The organism is Bartonella gabonensis, from assembly GCF_903679515.1.
Classification (GTDB): domain Bacteria; phylum Pseudomonadota; class Alphaproteobacteria; order Rhizobiales; family Rhizobiaceae; genus Bartonella; species Bartonella gabonensis.
Map to the genome: position 1 here is coordinate 1 of NZ_CAHOYM010000034.1, position 17357 is coordinate 17357.

Annotated in this window: 13 protein-coding genes and 1 pseudogene; 6 read left to right on the top strand and 8 right to left on the bottom strand. The window is 35.5% G+C overall.

The window, feature by feature from the left end; all coding sequences use genetic code 11:
- Nucleotides 1-253 precede the first annotated feature (253 nt).
- From bgtA to HWX04_RS08695, 3 genes are read left to right on the top strand one after another with little or no spacing between them, the layout of a single operon-like run.
- Nucleotides 254-916 carry a gene transfer agent endolysin BgtA gene (gene bgtA, locus HWX04_RS06575; protein WP_175869359.1) on the top strand — a complete coding sequence of 221 codons (663 nt, stop codon included), beginning with the start codon at nucleotides 254-256 and terminating at the stop codon, nucleotides 914-916.
- A complete protein-coding gene (locus HWX04_RS06580; protein WP_175869360.1) occupies nucleotides 913-1140 on the top strand; it encodes a hypothetical protein in 228 nt (75 codons plus the stop codon). Before bgtA ends, HWX04_RS06580 begins: the two co-directional genes overlap by 4 nt.
- Complete coding sequence (locus tag HWX04_RS08695) at nucleotides 1073-1288, top strand: hypothetical protein (RefSeq protein ID WP_246257546.1); 216 nt, start codon at nucleotides 1073-1075, stop codon at nucleotides 1286-1288. The genes HWX04_RS06580 and HWX04_RS08695 overlap by 68 nt, the downstream gene beginning before the upstream one ends.
- Before the next feature lie 484 nt (nucleotides 1289-1772).
- Here the strand turns inward: HWX04_RS08695 and HWX04_RS06585 are convergent.
- A pseudogene (locus tag HWX04_RS06585) lies at nucleotides 1773-2130 on the bottom strand (integrase); the annotation flags it as partial.
- 1596 nt (nucleotides 2131-3726) lie between these two features.
- Here HWX04_RS06585 and HWX04_RS08700 point away from each other — a divergent pair.
- A complete protein-coding gene (locus HWX04_RS08700) occupies nucleotides 3727-4104 on the top strand; it encodes a transketolase C-terminal domain-containing protein (protein WP_281356851.1) in 378 nt (125 codons plus the stop codon).
- 739 nt (nucleotides 4105-4843) lie between these two features.
- Here HWX04_RS08700 and lldD read toward each other — a convergent pair.
- Both lldD and HWX04_RS06600 read right to left on the bottom strand, forming a co-directional pair.
- On the bottom strand, nucleotides 4844-5995 hold the full coding sequence (lldD, locus tag HWX04_RS06595) for an FMN-dependent L-lactate dehydrogenase LldD (protein WP_175869361.1): 1152 nt from the start codon (nucleotides 5993-5995) through the stop codon (nucleotides 4844-4846).
- A gap of 1113 nt (nucleotides 5996-7108) precedes the next feature.
- Complete coding sequence (locus HWX04_RS06600; protein ID WP_175869362.1) at nucleotides 7109-8197, bottom strand: 2'-deoxycytidine 5'-triphosphate deaminase; 1089 nt, start codon at nucleotides 8195-8197, stop codon at nucleotides 7109-7111.
- Between the two features lie 255 nt (nucleotides 8198-8452).
- On the opposite strand from HWX04_RS06600, the gene mutL reads away from it, so the two are divergent.
- Entirely contained in the window at nucleotides 8453-10306 is a 1854-nt protein-coding gene (mutL, locus tag HWX04_RS06605) for a DNA mismatch repair endonuclease MutL (protein WP_175869363.1), read from the top strand.
- A gap of 120 nt (nucleotides 10307-10426) precedes the next feature.
- Nucleotides 10427-10663 carry a DUF2093 domain-containing protein gene (locus tag HWX04_RS06610; protein ID WP_175869364.1) on the top strand — a complete coding sequence of 79 codons (237 nt, stop codon included), beginning with the start codon at nucleotides 10427-10429 and terminating at the stop codon, nucleotides 10661-10663.
- A 20-nt stretch (nucleotides 10664-10683) separates the two neighbouring features.
- Here the strand turns inward: HWX04_RS06610 and lpxK are convergent, their stop codons facing one another.
- The 5 genes from lpxK to HWX04_RS06635 form a co-directional block, all read right to left on the bottom strand.
- Nucleotides 10684-11724 carry a tetraacyldisaccharide 4'-kinase gene (lpxK, locus tag HWX04_RS06615; protein ID WP_175869365.1) on the bottom strand — a complete coding sequence of 347 codons (1041 nt, stop codon included), beginning with the start codon at nucleotides 11722-11724 and terminating at the stop codon, nucleotides 10684-10686.
- A 13-nt stretch (nucleotides 11725-11737) separates the two neighbouring features.
- A complete protein-coding gene (gene waaA / locus HWX04_RS06620; RefSeq protein ID WP_175869366.1) occupies nucleotides 11738-13036 on the bottom strand; it encodes a lipid IV(A) 3-deoxy-D-manno-octulosonic acid transferase in 1299 nt (432 codons plus the stop codon).
- Between the two features lie 1243 nt (nucleotides 13037-14279).
- On the bottom strand, nucleotides 14280-14525 hold the full coding sequence (locus HWX04_RS06625) for a DUF4170 domain-containing protein (protein ID WP_175869367.1): 246 nt from the start codon (nucleotides 14523-14525) through the stop codon (nucleotides 14280-14282).
- Between the two features lie 46 nt (nucleotides 14526-14571).
- On the bottom strand, nucleotides 14572-15375 hold the full coding sequence (locus HWX04_RS06630) for a 3'(2'),5'-bisphosphate nucleotidase CysQ (protein WP_175869368.1): 804 nt from the start codon (nucleotides 15373-15375) through the stop codon (nucleotides 14572-14574).
- Nucleotides 15362-16693, bottom strand: coding sequence for a TldD/PmbA family protein (locus HWX04_RS06635; protein ID WP_175869369.1), 1332 nt, complete (start codon nucleotides 16691-16693; stop codon nucleotides 15362-15364). Before HWX04_RS06635 ends, HWX04_RS06630 begins: the two co-directional genes overlap by 14 nt.
- Nucleotides 16694-17357: the final 664 nt, after the last annotated feature.

Below are 17357 nucleotides of genomic sequence, written 5' to 3' on the forward strand. Positions count from 1 at the left end.
ATATTTGATTATAATTTATAAATTTTTTATTAAATTTATTGTATTTAGACTCAAAAATGAAATTAATTACTATAAGTTTAATAGTAATTAACATGAGTTTTATTTGAATAAAAAACGATATGGGTCTTAATAAAACCTATCAAAGTGGCTTTAGCTTAATTAAACCATTTCAATGTTCCGTGCTTTAAAGTTGAGTAGATGTAAGTTTTGAATTCATATCCTGCTTTGTGTAGGTTTTTTTAGGATAAAAATAATGCGAAAAATATCAACAGAAGGGCTTACTCTGATTAAACAATTGGAGGGCTTACGTTTAGAAGCCTATGAAGATTCCGGTGATATATGGACAATTGGTTATGGACATACAAATGCAGCTGGCGCTCCAAGTGTCCATAAAGACATGCAAATTACAGAAGAAGAAGCTGAAAAAATCCTTTATCAGGACTTGAAACAGTATGAAGCTGCTGTTGAAAAAGCTGTTACCGTTCCTTTAAGTGATGAACAATTCGCAGCTTTAGTATCATTTGCCTATAATGTAGGAATAACTGCTTTTTATAAATCTACACTTTTAAAAAAGCTTAATAATGGTGAATATGACGCAGTACCAACTGAATTGCAAAAATGGACAAGAGTAAAAGGAAAACGTGTCCAAGGTCTTGTCAATCGTCGAGCAGCCGAAGCAGGGTTATGGGTAAAAGGGGCTCATGTTGCCCCCAATTATCATGTTGTGGAATCTGAAGGCGTAACGGGGATTTGCAAAATAGAAGCTCTTGCACCAATTATAGGCTCTTTTTCAGGGCTTGGAGGACTTTTTGCCGGAAATGGTCCTGTCCAATGGGCTTTAGCAGGCATTATGGTTTTAGCTGCTTGTACAGCGATGGTATATATTGCTAAACGTTTTCAGGAACACCGCCTATGATCTTATGGATAAAAAAATATCTGACGATGACGTCAGCAATTGTAGTAGCGTTTTTTATAGCTTTAGTAAAAGCCTTTTTCATTGGTAAAAAAGTTGAAAAGCAAAAACAAACAAAAGAAGCTTTTAAGATAGCAAAAACACGGCTTGAGATAGAAGATGAGATTAATAAGAAAAGTGATGCTGATGTGCACTCTAAGCTTTCTAACTGGTTGCGCAACGAATGAACGAAACTCTTGTGTTGGATGGCTGCCAATTTATTTGAATCGACAAGACATCAATGTCATTAGCTCAAATTTGGCAAGAGATATTCTAAAACATAACGAACAAGGTGAGCGTTTATGTGGGTGGAAATATACACAAAAGGCGAAATGATAAAATACAATTTCTCTAAAAACATTCATCAATGAAAAAAACTGAAAGATGTGGGTATATTCGAATTAAAAGCAGAATCCCTTAAAGGGTTAAAACACTTTGATGATCTGTTTGCTTTACTTGGAATGATTTAAGTTTAATTGTAATGACAAGGTGATGCTTGGCTTTAAATAAAGGATTCAGTGGGTTATATTTACGTAAAATGGTTGAATATATTATTGTATTCTAGAGATATTTCTGTTATCTTATCAAAACAAGAGAAAAAATATGCCATGGATTACCCTTCAAAGATCTGATGATATAAAATAGGGCTATCTTTAACTAAAATTATGTCTAGTGATCTGTCCATAAAAAATAATCCACAAAATTGTAAAAAAATATTGGTTTTTTATGCGATTTATAAATGACGTTGCTTCAGCTTTTTGCCGTAATGCTCTTGAAGATAGAGTAAATCCTTTCGCACTCTATCTGTTTTTTTATGCTAAAGTGGCGCAAAAAAATTGCGGATAATATTGGCTGTTAATTTTTCTATAGGTAAACTTCCTATCTGTGCAATAACATGCAACTCCAATGGAGATAGCCAACGCTCATTTTTGCCTTCATTTTTTAACTTAGCTTTTTTACTTTCAAAAGTCGCCAGCACGATTTCTTGAAAAATATTGTTTTGCTGCTTTAAGATAGTTTGTTCTCGAAAGACAATAGGATCATTACTTTCTTTGAGAATATCACTATTAATGTCTTGCAAACTTTTGTACTTCTTTTAAAGAAAGTCTTGTGATAAGATCAAACTTCATGTTACGGCACTTATTATAATATCTATAATGAAATAACCAAGGGCGCATATTGTCTTTTCAAATATTCAACCACATTTCTACCCCATCACAATATTTACCTTGAGGCAATGCCCTTACAAATGCCACTTATGTATCTATGAAACACCCTTCCCTCATTTACCTTCTTATTCACCTTTTCACGTATTTCCCGTTCACCTTTTTTGCCCACCCTTTAGACCTCCTTTAATTTTTGATATAAAATTTTTTCTTTAATTCTTATTTTTTATTAAATTGTAAAATGATATGTCGCAATGCGTCCTTGCACATCTTTAGACACTTTGTTTCTCATTTCTAAAGCCATTTCTGCTAACATGTTGTAGCATTTTTTATATTTAATATATTTTTTAGATTTATTCGTAACGTGCTAGAAAAATTTCGATGTTTTATAGAACCTAAGGATTCTCAACAAACTTTCAAAAGTAAAAAACCTGTAATGTATGTTATTTCTTTGTTTTAGAAATCAAAATTGGTGATGCCTCATTCGTTAACAGCAATTGTATTATTTGAAGAGCAATCTGTATGAGATAGTATAATCTCTTTTATAAAGTTCACTGAAAGTTTTTCGAACTTTTAGCATATTTTTTAAAGACAAATGGCACTTTCCTTTTATTTATGCAAAACCCATGCCATCATCTGATAATTTTCCCGCGGATACAAATCCTTTCCGTAATAACTTTCGATGCCACAATAAGGTGCGTCAAAATAAAACAAGATGTTGTAACGTTCATAACGTACAATAAAAACAAACAACTTAAATGTTTAATGTGAATACTTATTAAAGGGTAGTCAATAAGTTTTAGCACGCCTTCAAATTGGAAAAGATTAAACCGCCCCGCGACAACAGGTTTCAACTCTCATCGTACGATTGGCTACCTTTCCGTTAATAATCGCTTGTAAATATAAAACCTTGAAACCGCTTCTAAATCCGTGAGAATTTCTGGATTTTGCTTTATTAAGCGTTGAAACCCTTCACAGCTGCTCATTTGAAACGCTAACAGTTTTTATGAAAGGAGGACCGTGGTGTTATAACATCCTCCCAAAAGTTTACGACATCACTTGAGAGATTTTTGCCGACTTCAGCAAACAGAATGAATTTCTATCTAAAAAAAATACCTCGATAAAAGGCTTTATGTACATGCGATGAGAAATATCCTCAAATAAATTTTGATAATTTTTTTGTTACCAATATCAGCAGTTGGTGTGAGACTAACAGAATGATAATTTTTTTATCGTAAAATATAGCCAATCATTTTTTTATATTTTTTCATCTATCGTGCCATCTTCTCACGGCTTCACGTGATAATAAAATGACCGCGATGTTAAATTGTCTTACATCAAACAGGTTGCTTGCAAATTACCTCTGTTGGCTAGGTGATAACCCATACTCTATTAAAAGAGAAAAAACTTTTCTTTTTCACTCAACGATAAAGTAAATATTCTTCAATTACTGACGGAGTCATAATTCAATCAAACAAAAATTACAATCTTTCTACTCTCAGTAATTCTGCGCCCATTTATATAGGTTTTAAAAAGCACATTGTTAAAAAAATTCATAATAATGCTTTAAGTAATGCTGCAAAAATCGATATCACTACAACTCCTGTTATCAATAAGAGAAAAGAGATTCTCTTCCTTGCTACTGGGGAGACTGTTCAGATTTGTCTTGATGCGATCACTGAACGCAAAAAATATGAAATTATATCAACAGTTGTAAGTGTACCAACAATCCAACCTTTAGATGATACATTTGTATTAGAACTCTGTAAATCACACAGATCTGTCGTTGTTTGTGAAGCGCATAGCATTCATGGGAAACTTGGAGAAGCAATTGCGAAATTACTTATCGAACAGAATATTATCTGCAAATTTGTATTGCTAGGAATACCGGATGCGCCACTCTGTAATGGAAGCAAATGGGATGTTTTGGCAACTTATGGAATAAGTCGAGAAGGTATAACGAAAACTGTGTTAGCAATGACATAAGATACAAAAAACATTACACTGTGTTTTAATATGCTCGCCAGTTCAAACAATAATAATTTATTGATATAAAACATTAAATCGCATTGTCTTGCTTTCTAATGAACGTATTTTTAAAAGATATTATACTGTATTTTTATTGTTTAAAAATATCTTCTATAAAATATTATATCCATATAATACATTATTCAATAAAAAAACATAAATACTATAGAGATTATATAATATAATTTATTTTTTTATCATAATTTATAGATTATCAATAATGCATCTTGATTTTTTAAATAAAATTAGTTATATATTATACGTGTTTAATTTTATTTTAAAATAAAACTAAATGTAATTTATAAATTTATAGTTTTACGATAATATGAAAAAACATTAATGAACGTATTATATTTTTATAAATAAGAGGGAAAAATGTTAACAGCATTATTTATATCTATGTTTTCTATATCAACAGTTGTTATGCCTTTAATCGTAGCGCTTGTTACTTTTTATCCTTAGAATGAGTTTTAACAAAGTGGATAACAGATTTATGAAGTGTTATTTGTGATTTTTCTGCTTTGATTTTTATTAAGATTTTTTTACTATTATTATAGTTATTTGGCATTTTTTATTATTTTATAAAAGAGATTTTGACCTTGTTCTTTAATGTTAACTGTCAACATATCTTTTAAATATACAATGATGCTCTTTTATTAAAAAATTCTTTTTCTAAAAGCAGTATAACATATTGCTTTCATTGCTTAAAAACATCTGTCTTCACTAAACTCTTGTGTGTAATCTCTTTGATTGTCCGAGCACCAGTCAGTGTCATAGCAACTCGCATTTCATTGGCAAAAAGATCAAGCAGGTGAGTAACACCTTTCTCACCTGCTGCTGCAAGCGCATAAACAAAAGCACGACCAATCATAACAGCATCTGCACCTTGTGCGATCATGCGTACAACATCAAGTCCAGAACGAACACCAGAATCCACTAAAATAGTCAAATGGTCCTTTACAGCATCTGTAATTGCAGGCAATGCCCGCGCCGTTGATAAGACACCATCGAGTTGGCGCCCGCCATGATTGGAAACAACAATACCATCAGCACCAAATTGTACTGCCTCTCGTGCATCTTCTGGATCAAGAATGCCTTTCAGAATCATTTTTCCCTTCCAAAAGTTACGAATCCATTGTAGATCATGCCAACCAATTGATGGATCAAAATTTGCACAAAGCCAGCCAACATAATCATCCAGTGCAATTTTCTTTTTGAGATAGGTAGAAACATTTCCAAGATCATGGGGGCGCCCCATAACACCAACGCTCCAAGCCCAATGTGGATGCATAAAAGCTTGTAAAAAACGGCGTAATCCAGCATAAGGACCAGACATCCCCGAATGCGCATCACGATAACGTGCCCCTGGAACCGGCATATCAACTGTAAAGATCAACGTGCGTACACCAGCTAACCAAGCGCGTTCTAATGCATCACGCATGAAGCCGCGATCTTTGAGAACATAAAGTTGAAACCAAAATGCATCTCCAACTGCTTCCTGCACTTCTGCAATAGGGCAAACTGAAACAGAAGATAGAGTAAAAGGAATCCCTTTTGCAACGGCTGCACGCGCAGCTTGTACCTCACCACGACGTGTATACATGCCCGTTAGCCCAACAGGTGCAAGAACAATCGGTAAATTAAGTGTCTGATCAAAAAGCTTGATTGAAAGATCAACTCTACCAACTTGCCTTAGAATCCTTTGACGCAGTGCAATTGTTTGAAGGTCAGTACAATTACGTCGCATCGTTTCTTCAGCATAAGCCCCACCATCAATATAGTGAAAAAGAAAGGGAGGAAGACGACGCTTTGCGGCCTTGCGATAATCAAATGTTGAAGAAATAATCATTGATAGCACCATTGTTCCTAAATGAAAAAAGAAGACATCCTAAAACATATGAGACCCCCCAGAACCTCCTATTTGATATCTTCCCAAAACACTCTATTAAATAGATAGAGGTAACAGGGATTGCAACTTTCTAAAAAAACTAATTGATAAAAACAACGCCTTTCTTTCTCTTTTCCAAATTTAAAACCTCACAACATGGAATAGAACCAATAACGTATTCACTCATCCATTGCTCATGCGCAATTTAAGTGTTATACTTTCTGTGAGCATATACCTCTTCGAAAGTTATTACTTCACCTGTTGGTTTGTTGTAATTTAAAGCCGTCTCTCCCTCCAAAGATTATTTACATTGTCCTTTATAAGAATAGAGAGTCTATATTCATTAAGTATAAACTTATAATCTCCCCTCTCCCCAAAAAGCTAAAAAAACATTTATGAATACTGGAAATAAAGCTGTCACGTACATCAAAAAATTTTCTCATATGCATATTTTAAAATCACACCTGTTACGTATTCATAAAATTTCAACAGTATCTCATTCACATAGAATATAAAAAATTTTAATCTTTATAGGAATAAAAGACCTTCCTCTCTAATAATTCCTCCGGAGATATTATGTCTTAAGACTATAAATGAGTTCCTAAAATTAGAACATTATTCATTAAAAAAACTATTACCAAACTGTAGTGGAAAATTATTTATTGGCTTTTCATGCTAAGTTTCATACCAAAATAAAATATACTAGGCATTTAAACTCTATAAAATGAAGCTAATATCAGCATCTAAGTCTTGTATGTTTGTTTTGAAAAGCGAAGTCGTTATTGTTATATCGAATTTTATTAACTTATTGATTTGTTATAATAATACATATGCATGTTAGATCTTTTTACGACGAAATCATTGACACTATTCTTTTGCTCGTCATAAACGGAGCTCGTATGGATAAAAACTATTAAAAAGACGTAAAAATACCTCTTATATCCTTTAAAATGCAAGGACAGCCATACCTTTTAAAACTGAAAATAGAATGCATGGCATCAATTTTATGAAGAACAAATTCTCACTTAAAATACATTCCTTGCATGCATTTTATCAAAATTCACAGTTTTTAGCTCATTTAAAATGCTTGGACAACTTTAAACCTTGTGCTTGATAATGTGACCCAATATCATGTCCATAAAGGATTGAAGGTCGATTAAGCATATGCTCATAGACCAAACGACCAATAATTTGACCATGCTCTAAGATAAAAGGAACTTCATGACTCCGCACTTCTAAAACCGCTCTTGCCCCTTTACCACCCGCTTTCATATGCCCAAATCCTGGATCAAAAAAGCCTGCATAATGCACCCTAAACTCACCCACTAAGGGATCAAAAGGAGTCATTTCCGCGGCATAAAGCGGAGGCACATGAACAGACTCTCGTGAAACTAAAATATAAAATTCATCAGGATCAAGAACCAGCTCCCTTTGACCACGATCAAAAAGAGGTTCCCAAAAATCTAAAACGTGAGCAACAGAACGTTTATCGATATCAATAACACTTGTATGATGTTTACCACGATAACCTATAAGCCCGTTTTCGTCTCCTTTTAAATTAATGGAAAGCCCAATACCACCAGCGCTAATATTAGGAAGATCATCCGATATCAACGTTTCTTGTCTTTGCAAAGCATGCAGCTCAACTTCATTTAAATAACTTTGCCCTTTTCTAAATCGAAGCTGTGATAAATGCGAGCCAGTACGAACCAAAACCGGAAATGTTCGTGGACTAATTTCCAGATAAAGCGGACCATGATAACCAGCACAAATTTTATCAAACTCTTGAGCATTATCCGTAATGACCCGTGTAAAAATATCTAATCGTCCCGTAGAGCTTTTGGGATTGGCAATAGCAGATAAAAATTCTGGTAAGGCCAAATTTTCCAAAAGCGGAACAATATAAACACACCCAGTTTCCAAAACAGCTCCATCTCGTAAATCAAACTCATGCAACTTTAACCGTTCAAGCTTATCTGAAACTTTTGCTTCAAGACCCGGCATAAAGGAAGCACGTATACGATAAGCTTTTTCCGCTAAACGAAGATCAAGGCTTGCTGGTTGTATTTGCGATTTATCAAACGGCCTGTGAGCTTTCAGAAAGTTATTATCAATCAAAACTTGTATATCACTATCTGCTAAAACACCGCTTATACGCGCCATATATTTTGCCTTCCCTTTTTACACTGTTTCTTTTTTGACCTAGATGATAAATTGGTGCAAGTTATTTTAGGATGATAAAAATTATTTTTTCCAAGTAATTTGTTAATACTTCGAATAATGAAAAACATTTAGTATAATACGCTCTCAAAAAATAATAAGAAGCGTTTAGAAATAATACCTCTCATTCTTGAATGTTGTACAAATGTTGTTATCATAATTTTCGATAAACCCTTAAGAATCCTGTTAGAATTTATTATGATTATACGCCATCTTAGCGAAAATATTATTAATCAAATCGCCGCTGGTGAAGTTATTGAACGGCCAGCAAATGTTGTCAAAGAACTTGTTGAGAATGCTATTGATGCTGGTGCAACGCGCATTGAAATTATTACAGCAAATGGTGGAAAAAATTTTATCAAAGTCTGTGATAACGGTTGTGGGATTCCTGCTGATCAGTTAACTTTAGCCGTTTCTCGCCATTGTACCTCAAAGATTACCGATGATGTGCACAATATCTGCTTTCTTGGGTTTAGAGGAGAAGCCCTCCCCTCTATTGGTTCTGTTGCTAAACTTAAACTCATTTCACGAACAAAAGAAGCTGAGAATGCTGCTGAAATTTCCGTTATTGCAGGAAAAATTGTAGGACCCAAACCAGCAGCTGCAAATCTGGGAACAATTGTTGAAGTTCGTGATCTTTTCTTCGTCACACCAGCACGATTAAAATTTATGAAAACTGATCGGGCTGAAACAAATGCTATTAGTGATATGATTAAGCGAATTGCTATCGCATTTCCACATATCCGCTTTTCTCTTTCAGGACTAGACAGAACATCGATGGAACTGTCTGCAACAGAAAATAACACTCAAGGACAATTACAACGTATTACCCAAATTATGGGAAAAGAATTTGCCCCTAACAGCATCGCACTGAATGCTGAACGCGAATCCGTGCGCTTAACGGGGTTTGCTTGTTTGCCATCTTTCAACCGAAATAACAGCCTTCATCAATTTGCTTATGTTAATGGGCGTCCTGTGCGTGATAAATTTCTATGGAGTGCAATTCGCGGTGCTTATGCGGATGTCATGACACGGGATCGTTATCCTGTCGCTATTCTTTTTATTGATCTCCCACCTGCTGAGGTTGATGTTAATGTCCATCCAGCCAAAGCTGATGTACGATTCCGTGATCCAGGATTAATTCGTGGTTTAATCGTTGGAGCCATTCGTGAAGCATTGCAGCAATCTGGTATTCGTCCTACTTCAACCCGTTCTGAAGCAATGCTCACAGCTTTTCAAACACAAAAACCATTGACACAACAATCTTTGGGCCATTTTAAAAATGCTCACCAATCCTTTTCTTACAGCCCGCAGCCTCATCACTTTGCCGCTGCTTCAATGGTTCACAAACCGTTGGATAGCACCTGTTTTTTTGGTTTAAAAGAAGATGCCACTCCTATTATGGAGGGCTTAAATACACCAAGTAGTGCTACCTACATTCCAAGCACTATCCCTTCATTAGAAGAGTTATCTTATCCTCTAGGCGCAGCCAGAGCACAAATCCATAAAAACTATATTATCGCCCAAACTCAAGATAGTTTGATTATCGTTGATCAGCATGCTGCGCACGAACGATTGGTTTATGAAGCACTCAAAAATGCACTTTATGCCAAACCACTACCTTCACAATTATTACTGATTCCTGAAATTGTAGAACTCTCTGAAGAGGAAGCAACCTGTCTTTTAACACACAAAGATGCTTTGCAAAAATTTGGATTAGGAATAGAGCCATTTGGACCTGGTGCAATTCTTGTACGTGAAACGCCTTCCATGTTGGGAGAGATCAACGTGCAAGCCCTTATTAAAGATCTCGCAGATGAAGCTGCTGAGTATGATACAACAAACAATTTAAAAGCAATGCTTGATTATGTTGCAGCAACGATGGCTTGTCACGGATCAATACGATCAGGGCGCCTTTTACACCCCGAAGAAATGAATACACTGTTACGACAAATGGAGGCAACGCCCAATACAAGTACGTGTAATCATGGACGCCCTACTTATATTGAACTTAAATTAGCAGATATAGAACGGCTTTTTGGCAGAAAATAAACGCTAATCACTTTAGACCAGAAAAATATTTTTTAATTAACTCTCGACTTTATAATATATCTTATGGCATTTTTTGAATAATTTTGAATAATAATGTCAAGTAGAAAGGAACTGTAGAAAATGTTTTCTAATGGTGAACGCGAAGCAAAAGTTCATTATTCTAATAACGGATATGACATTGTGGAATATGGAACTTATACCATTTGCGCCGTTAGCGGACAAAAAATCCCTATAGATGATTTAAAATATTGGAATCATCACCGCCAGGAAGCATATGCCAGTTGTGAAATTTCTTATCACCGTGAACTTGAATGCAATCCATATCTCAAGAAATTGTTAGAAACACAAGAAAAATAGACCTTTAAAAGCTTATAAATTTAGCCTTTGTCTTTCGGCGAAGAAAATTCATAAGAACGTTTTCTAAAGCGAGTCATGACTTCCTCAAGGAGCATACGACAAAAATCTTTTTCAACAAAGTCAACATCCACATCAAAAACAATAAGATTTTTCAAATCTTTTTGCTTATGAATTGTCTGTATACGGATATAATCTTTAGCCGTTGTTGCTAACCATAAATTGTGCATTTGAGCTTTTTGTACAAGGCTTGTTAAATTTTTATCGGTAAAAAAATAATGATCTGGATAGCTATAAGTTTGCACCACATGACCAGACAATTCTTTAATGGATTGAAAAAATTTATATGGATTACCAATACCGGCAAATGCCAAAAATGATTTTCCTGCAACCTCATCAGAAGCACTTGCCTTAAGATGAGCACGATACAAAGGCTTTCCAGTACGCGTAACAAGAAAAGTAACATTATCACGCGCATCCGAGGGACCAATCAATAAAACGCTATCCATAAAAGAAAATTGCGTTTTTAATGGTACACGTAAAGGCCCTGATGGAAAGACTGCTCCATTACCAAAACCACGTATCGCATCAACAACAAGTAACGCATAATCCATATAAAGGCGGCGGCTTTGAAAGCCATCATCCATTAAAATAAGATTACATCCTTCTTGCTGAAGCCGTTGTGCCGCTGCATAACGATTAGCCGATACAGCGACAAAAGCATGCCGTGCCAGTAAAAGGGCCTCATCTCCAACATCGCGTGCAGTGTCATATTTCTCATTTACAAGACGCACTCCTTTAACGGCTCCACCATAACCACGTGATACAACACCAGGGACAAAACCAAGTTCTTTAGCCACTTTGGCAAAAGCAATAACAACCGGTGTTTTACCCGTACCACCACATGTAAAATTTCCAACACATAAAACCGGAAGATCAATCACGGGAGGCTGTCTTGCCATAAAACGACGTGAAAAATAACCATATCCCCATGAAACTGGAGCTAATAAAAAACGCAAAAAATTTTTATTTTTCCACCAAAAATGGGGGGCATTAATATGCATATCCACCCTAACGCTAACGTAAACCTGTTTGTATGACAAGGGGTTGTAAAAAGGGATCTAAAATCTTTAATGTGCGCTCAAGTGCACCTGCCATACCTGTTGCTACCTCATGAGCCTTATCAACCATTTCTTGTCGCAATGTTTCATTTGTTAAAAGCTTATACACCAAAATCGCAAGCTGTTTTGTATCTTGAACCATGCATGCTGCATCACGCGTTAAAAATTGTTCAAACATCTCTTGAAAATTTGAAATATGAGGCCCCGTTAAAATAGCAGAGCCAAGCAAAGCCAATTCCAATGGATTATGTCCACCCTTTCCACATAACGACTTACCAACAAAAGAAACTTTCGATAAGCGAAGAAAAAGTCCCATTTCTCCAATCGTATCTCCCCATAAAATGTCGGTGTTCATATCTGGAATAGCATTTCTGCTTCTCCGAATAAAATGTAAACTCTGATTATCACATTTTTTGATAAGGTCTTCTACACGTTTAGGATGACGAGGCACAATAATTGTCAATAAATCTGGCAAATAATTTTTAACAATCTTATGAACCTCAAAAGCAATCTCCTCTTCCCCTTCATGGGTTGAAATAGCTGCCCAAACGGGGCGGTTGCCGATAGCACTACGATAACGTGCCAGTAATTTTTGATTTTCAACCAAAAAAACATCCGCCTTGAGATTACCAGAAAACGTAACAGATTTTACGCCAAGTGTGTGGTAATAAATGACATCTTTTTCGTTCTGACTAATCGCCAAATCAATATCCTTAAAAATCTGTTTGGCAAGAACACGTCGTTTTTGCCAAGCTTTAAAAGAATGTTCAGACATATGGGCATTAACCAAAATCTGTGGAATACGCATTTTGGCAAGTTCTTTAATACGCAAAGGCCAAATTTCTGATTCACAAATCAAAACGAGATCAGGTTTCCAATGATGAATAAAACGCCGCACTACAAAATCTAAATCCAAAGGAGCATATTGATGAATCAAACGATTACCAAAATGTTTTTTCACAAGAGAGGAAGATGTCACAGTCCCTGTTGTCAACAATACATTGATTTTTAATGATAAAATATGATTAATAAGTGGAACAAGCGCAAGTGTTTCTCCCACACTTGCTGCATGTAACCAAACTAACGAACCTTGGGGGCGTAGAAGAGAGCTTTTACCTAAACGCTCTTTTTTGCGACACCACTCTTCTTTTCTACGAATAGCACGAAAAAACAAATAAAAAGGGATAACAGGATATAAGCAAAAGCCAATAATCCGATAGGTTAAAAGAGCYGCATGTGCCTTTAATTCTACCATTTAAAATCACCTCATCCAGCTGTTTTAAAATATCTATAAGCTTATTTTGTTAAAAAATTTATCAATACTATTGGTTTACATCCATATTTTTTTATACCATCCATATCTTGGATAAAAAACATTTCTCCCATAAGAAAGTTTAAGACACTAAAGGAAAAGACAATGTAATTTTATCCCCATCTTTTTTTAAATTTTCCTATAAGAATAGCATATACACAAAATACAATAGAATAGACCGCTCCTTTACTATAAAATGTCTCTTTTCCTGCTTTCTCTACTCTTCCATATAGAAATATTCACATTCATAGCCATATTTTTCAGATTTAAAGGCATTTTAAATGTTAATAATACTCAGATTTTTTTTATGAAAGTGATATACTCTACATTGTTCTATTCCAATCACAAGAATGTTAAATTTACACTGTTTTGTAAATGCCGTATTTTCCTTTTTTACTTCGCACAACCAAGAAAAATAGAGCAACAACGTTCTCAATTTGAGAACAAAGAAAATTACAATATAATACTACTTATGCAAAAAAGCGATAATCAATGAATGATCTTTACCTTTGTGCCTTTGCAATTGTCATCTAAATTTATCTTATAAATAAAGGGATATACTTCATTGCTTTCACAATAAAAATTTGTGCAAACCATCTTATCATCTGTAAATGCTATATTTTACAAAGGCGCTTTAAAATGCAGTGACTCTTTTTTGAACTCTTTTACGCATTCTGACATCAAATCCAGAAACTTAAATCACAAGACATTCGTATAATCAGGCAATATATTGATGTATAATGATTTACTATTGCGTAACTTGCTCCTGAATATCGTAAAGCTCTTCTATTTAAAGCAATCAAAACATTTTGCTTACGCACCACAGGTGAAGGGGGATAGATAAAAAATACTGAAAAAACAATAATAATGCCTCTTATGCCCTATCTCAAGTGCTAAAGTTTATTCTAATATATTGAGCTCGCAAAGTGTACAATGGTGTAAGAAAAACATTTTTATTCATATTTAAGCATGAAAGATGGTGATACAATAATGGATTTATATCTTGCGCGAATACCATAATGAAATGGATTTGACGCCGTGACAGATATTTTCTTAAGAACGCATAGAGTTTACAACAATAATAGCGTTTTGCTCTAGGATATTTTGTTTCTCGTAAAGCCCCCCCTCTGAGAGAGTATGATAAACAAGCGTAAGATAGCAAATATAATGACCAAATATTCAAGCTTTACTCTGCATTGCCTGTTTCAGTATCAAGAAACTGATGCAAATCCACGATGTAATAACGTTGTAATGCATTATCTACACTGCTTTGCGCTTTTGCCTGCCATGCTTCTTGAGCGGATTGATAACTTGAAAAAATACCAACCACATCTAAATCATCAGGATTCTTAAATTGATTACTCTTAAGGTTTTTTAATTCACCACCAAATACAAGGTGTAAATATTGTTTTTTTTTGTTGGCTTCAGTCATATGTGCCTCCATATCATTTAGATAATTTTAGCGCGTTTCTATGTGATTAAACTAACTTTGCTTGATGAACAACATCTATCATATCCTGACAGCAATTATTTTTACCAGCAATTAAAAGTCCATATTGATAAGGTTCAATTCCGTAAGATAGTAAAGAAGCATCAAGCGATAAAAAACGTCCCCCACACTCCTGCAAAATAAGATCAGCCGCAGCAATATCCCATTCATGACAATTCGGACGAACTAAGACGACATCGATCTCATCTTGAGCAACAAGAACAATACGATAAGCAAGAGAAGGGAGATAATGATAAAAACTAACTCGATTGCGAAAATCATCTGGTAATTTTTGTGCGAGCGATTTATCGAGAGAAATTTTATATTTTCGATGAACCTGAAAGGCTAAACGAGGAAGTTTTATCCCATTTAATGTCGCCCCTCCACCCGTGACAGCTGCATAAACATCTCCTTGAGCCGGACATTGTAGAACACCCACAATAGGACGCCCCTTCTCAATAATAGCAACAGAAATACACCAATAAGGACTACCAGAAAGAAAGCCTCGTGTTCCATCAATAGGATCAACCACAAAGGAGCGTTCATAACTTTTTTGTTCTCGATTATCTTTTGTTTCTTCTGAAATCCATCCATAATTTGGACGTGCTCCAAGAAGCTTCTCTTTTAAAAAATGATCAACAGCAAAATCTGCCTCACTGACTGGTGAATTGCCCTCTTTAATCCAAACATCCAACGTGCATCCAAAATACCGCATTGCTAAATCTCCTGCCTCTCGACAAACGTCACGCAAAAGATTTAAATCAGAAGAATGATGCATGTTATTTTCCTGCAAGTGTCATCCCTTCAATTAACAATGTTGGAGCCGCTGTCCCATAACGCCGATCAATATCATTGGCAGGTGTTAAATGTGCTAACATATGAAGCAAATCAGAACCTAGTGTTACTTCACTCACCGGATAAGCAATTTCACCATTTTCAATCCAAAAACCAGAAGCACCCCGACTATACTGACCGGTAATAAAATCAATGCCATGACCGAATAATTCTGTCACATAAAATCCACTTCCTAAATCTTTTATCATATCGCAAGGCGATACTAAACCCGGTTCAATAGCAAAATTTGTACTTGTCGGCTGCACCAATGACCCCGAACGCACACCGTGTCCATTTGTTTTAAGCCCCAATTCATGTGCTGTAGAGGATGAAAGAAGCCAATTTTTCAAAATACCATTTTCAATAATATTGAGTGCTTGCCCCTCTACCCCTTCTCCATCAAAAGGATGAGAAGCATTTCCACGTAATCGCAAAGGTTGATCTGTTACATTAACATCAGCCTTCATCACTGCCTTGCCTAAGAAGTCCTGTAAAAGACTCGTTTTACGAGCCACAGAAGCTCCATTGACCATAGATGCGATATGCCCCGCAATTCCACGAGCCGTACGCGGATTAAAAATAACATCAACGCCTCCTGTCGCAGCACGAACGGCCCCCCTACGTCGAACAGCACCAAGCCCTGCATTCTTTCCCACAATTTCTGCGGCCTCTAAATCAGAAAAATGTAAGGCTGTTGTATAATCATAATCCCGCTCCATCTGTGTCCCTTCTCCCGCAAGAGCACTGCAAGAACGCGAAAAGCAACTGGAGTGGTAGGATCCACAAAAACCATCGCTGGTCACAAGAATAAATCCACTACGGCCATAAGCTGTTGCAGCGCCGCCAGAATTGCTCACGCCTTTAACATCAAGAGCCGCCGCTTCTGTTCTTAAAGCATCTTCTGTTAAAAAATGACTGTTTGGTACAAAGTCATCAAAAAGATCAAGATCTTTAGGCTGCTTAACCAAATATTCTTTATCTGCCAAACCTTCAAATAAACTATCAGGAGAAGCTTTAGCCATCGCAACAGCACGTTCTGCAAGTTCTTGCGGATAAGATGCCAAATTAGCCGAAACACTTGCCACTTTTTTTCCAACAAAAACCCTTAGAGTAAAATCATTGCTCTCAGCTGATTCTGTCGATTCAACTTTCCCAAAACGAACAGATACACTGGTGGAATGTGCATGAACAATAACAGCATCAGCAGCATCTGCACCAGAACGCCTTGCCGCTTCAACCAACGACACCGCTTTCTCAATCTGGTTTTTGTCAGTCATTCATAGACTCCCTAAAATATTTTATTATTTACATTGATAAGCACTCTGACAAATTCATGTAAATTAGAATATAACTCTTGTTTGTTCATTCATAAAATTAGGCACCTATTATGCATTTTTTAAATGCATTAAATCACTTCCCTTTTCGCTTCTTTATGAAAAGAAGTAATATGTCGTAAAATCTCTTTAGTTTCAAGATTTCTCATGGGTCCTTATCATTTAAAATGAAAAATCTAAAACTCACAATCAGATCAATAGAAGACTTAGCAATAATACTTCGATTTAAGCCCAAATCCTCAAAAACTTAAAACGCATAAAACAACCTAAACCCCACGCCTTTTGCCCTCTGGAGGGTTAAATAACTTTCCACATTCCTATAGCTTTCTTTAATTCTCAAGCAAAAATCAAGAAAATGACTTAATCTTTTTGGATACTTCTATAAGCTCTTTCATAAGAAAACAGCAATCTTGTCAATGGAACAAAACATCAACAGCGTAGAAAATATTTCCTTTCATTAAATGATTCAACAAAATGAGCCGTCATACACTTTTTTTATCCATTATAAGTAATTTTACAGAGGACACTTTTTATATTTGTCAAAAATAAGTTACAATCGGAATGTTTTTCCTTAAGGTTTGGTGCATCCACTTGAGAATCTTTCATC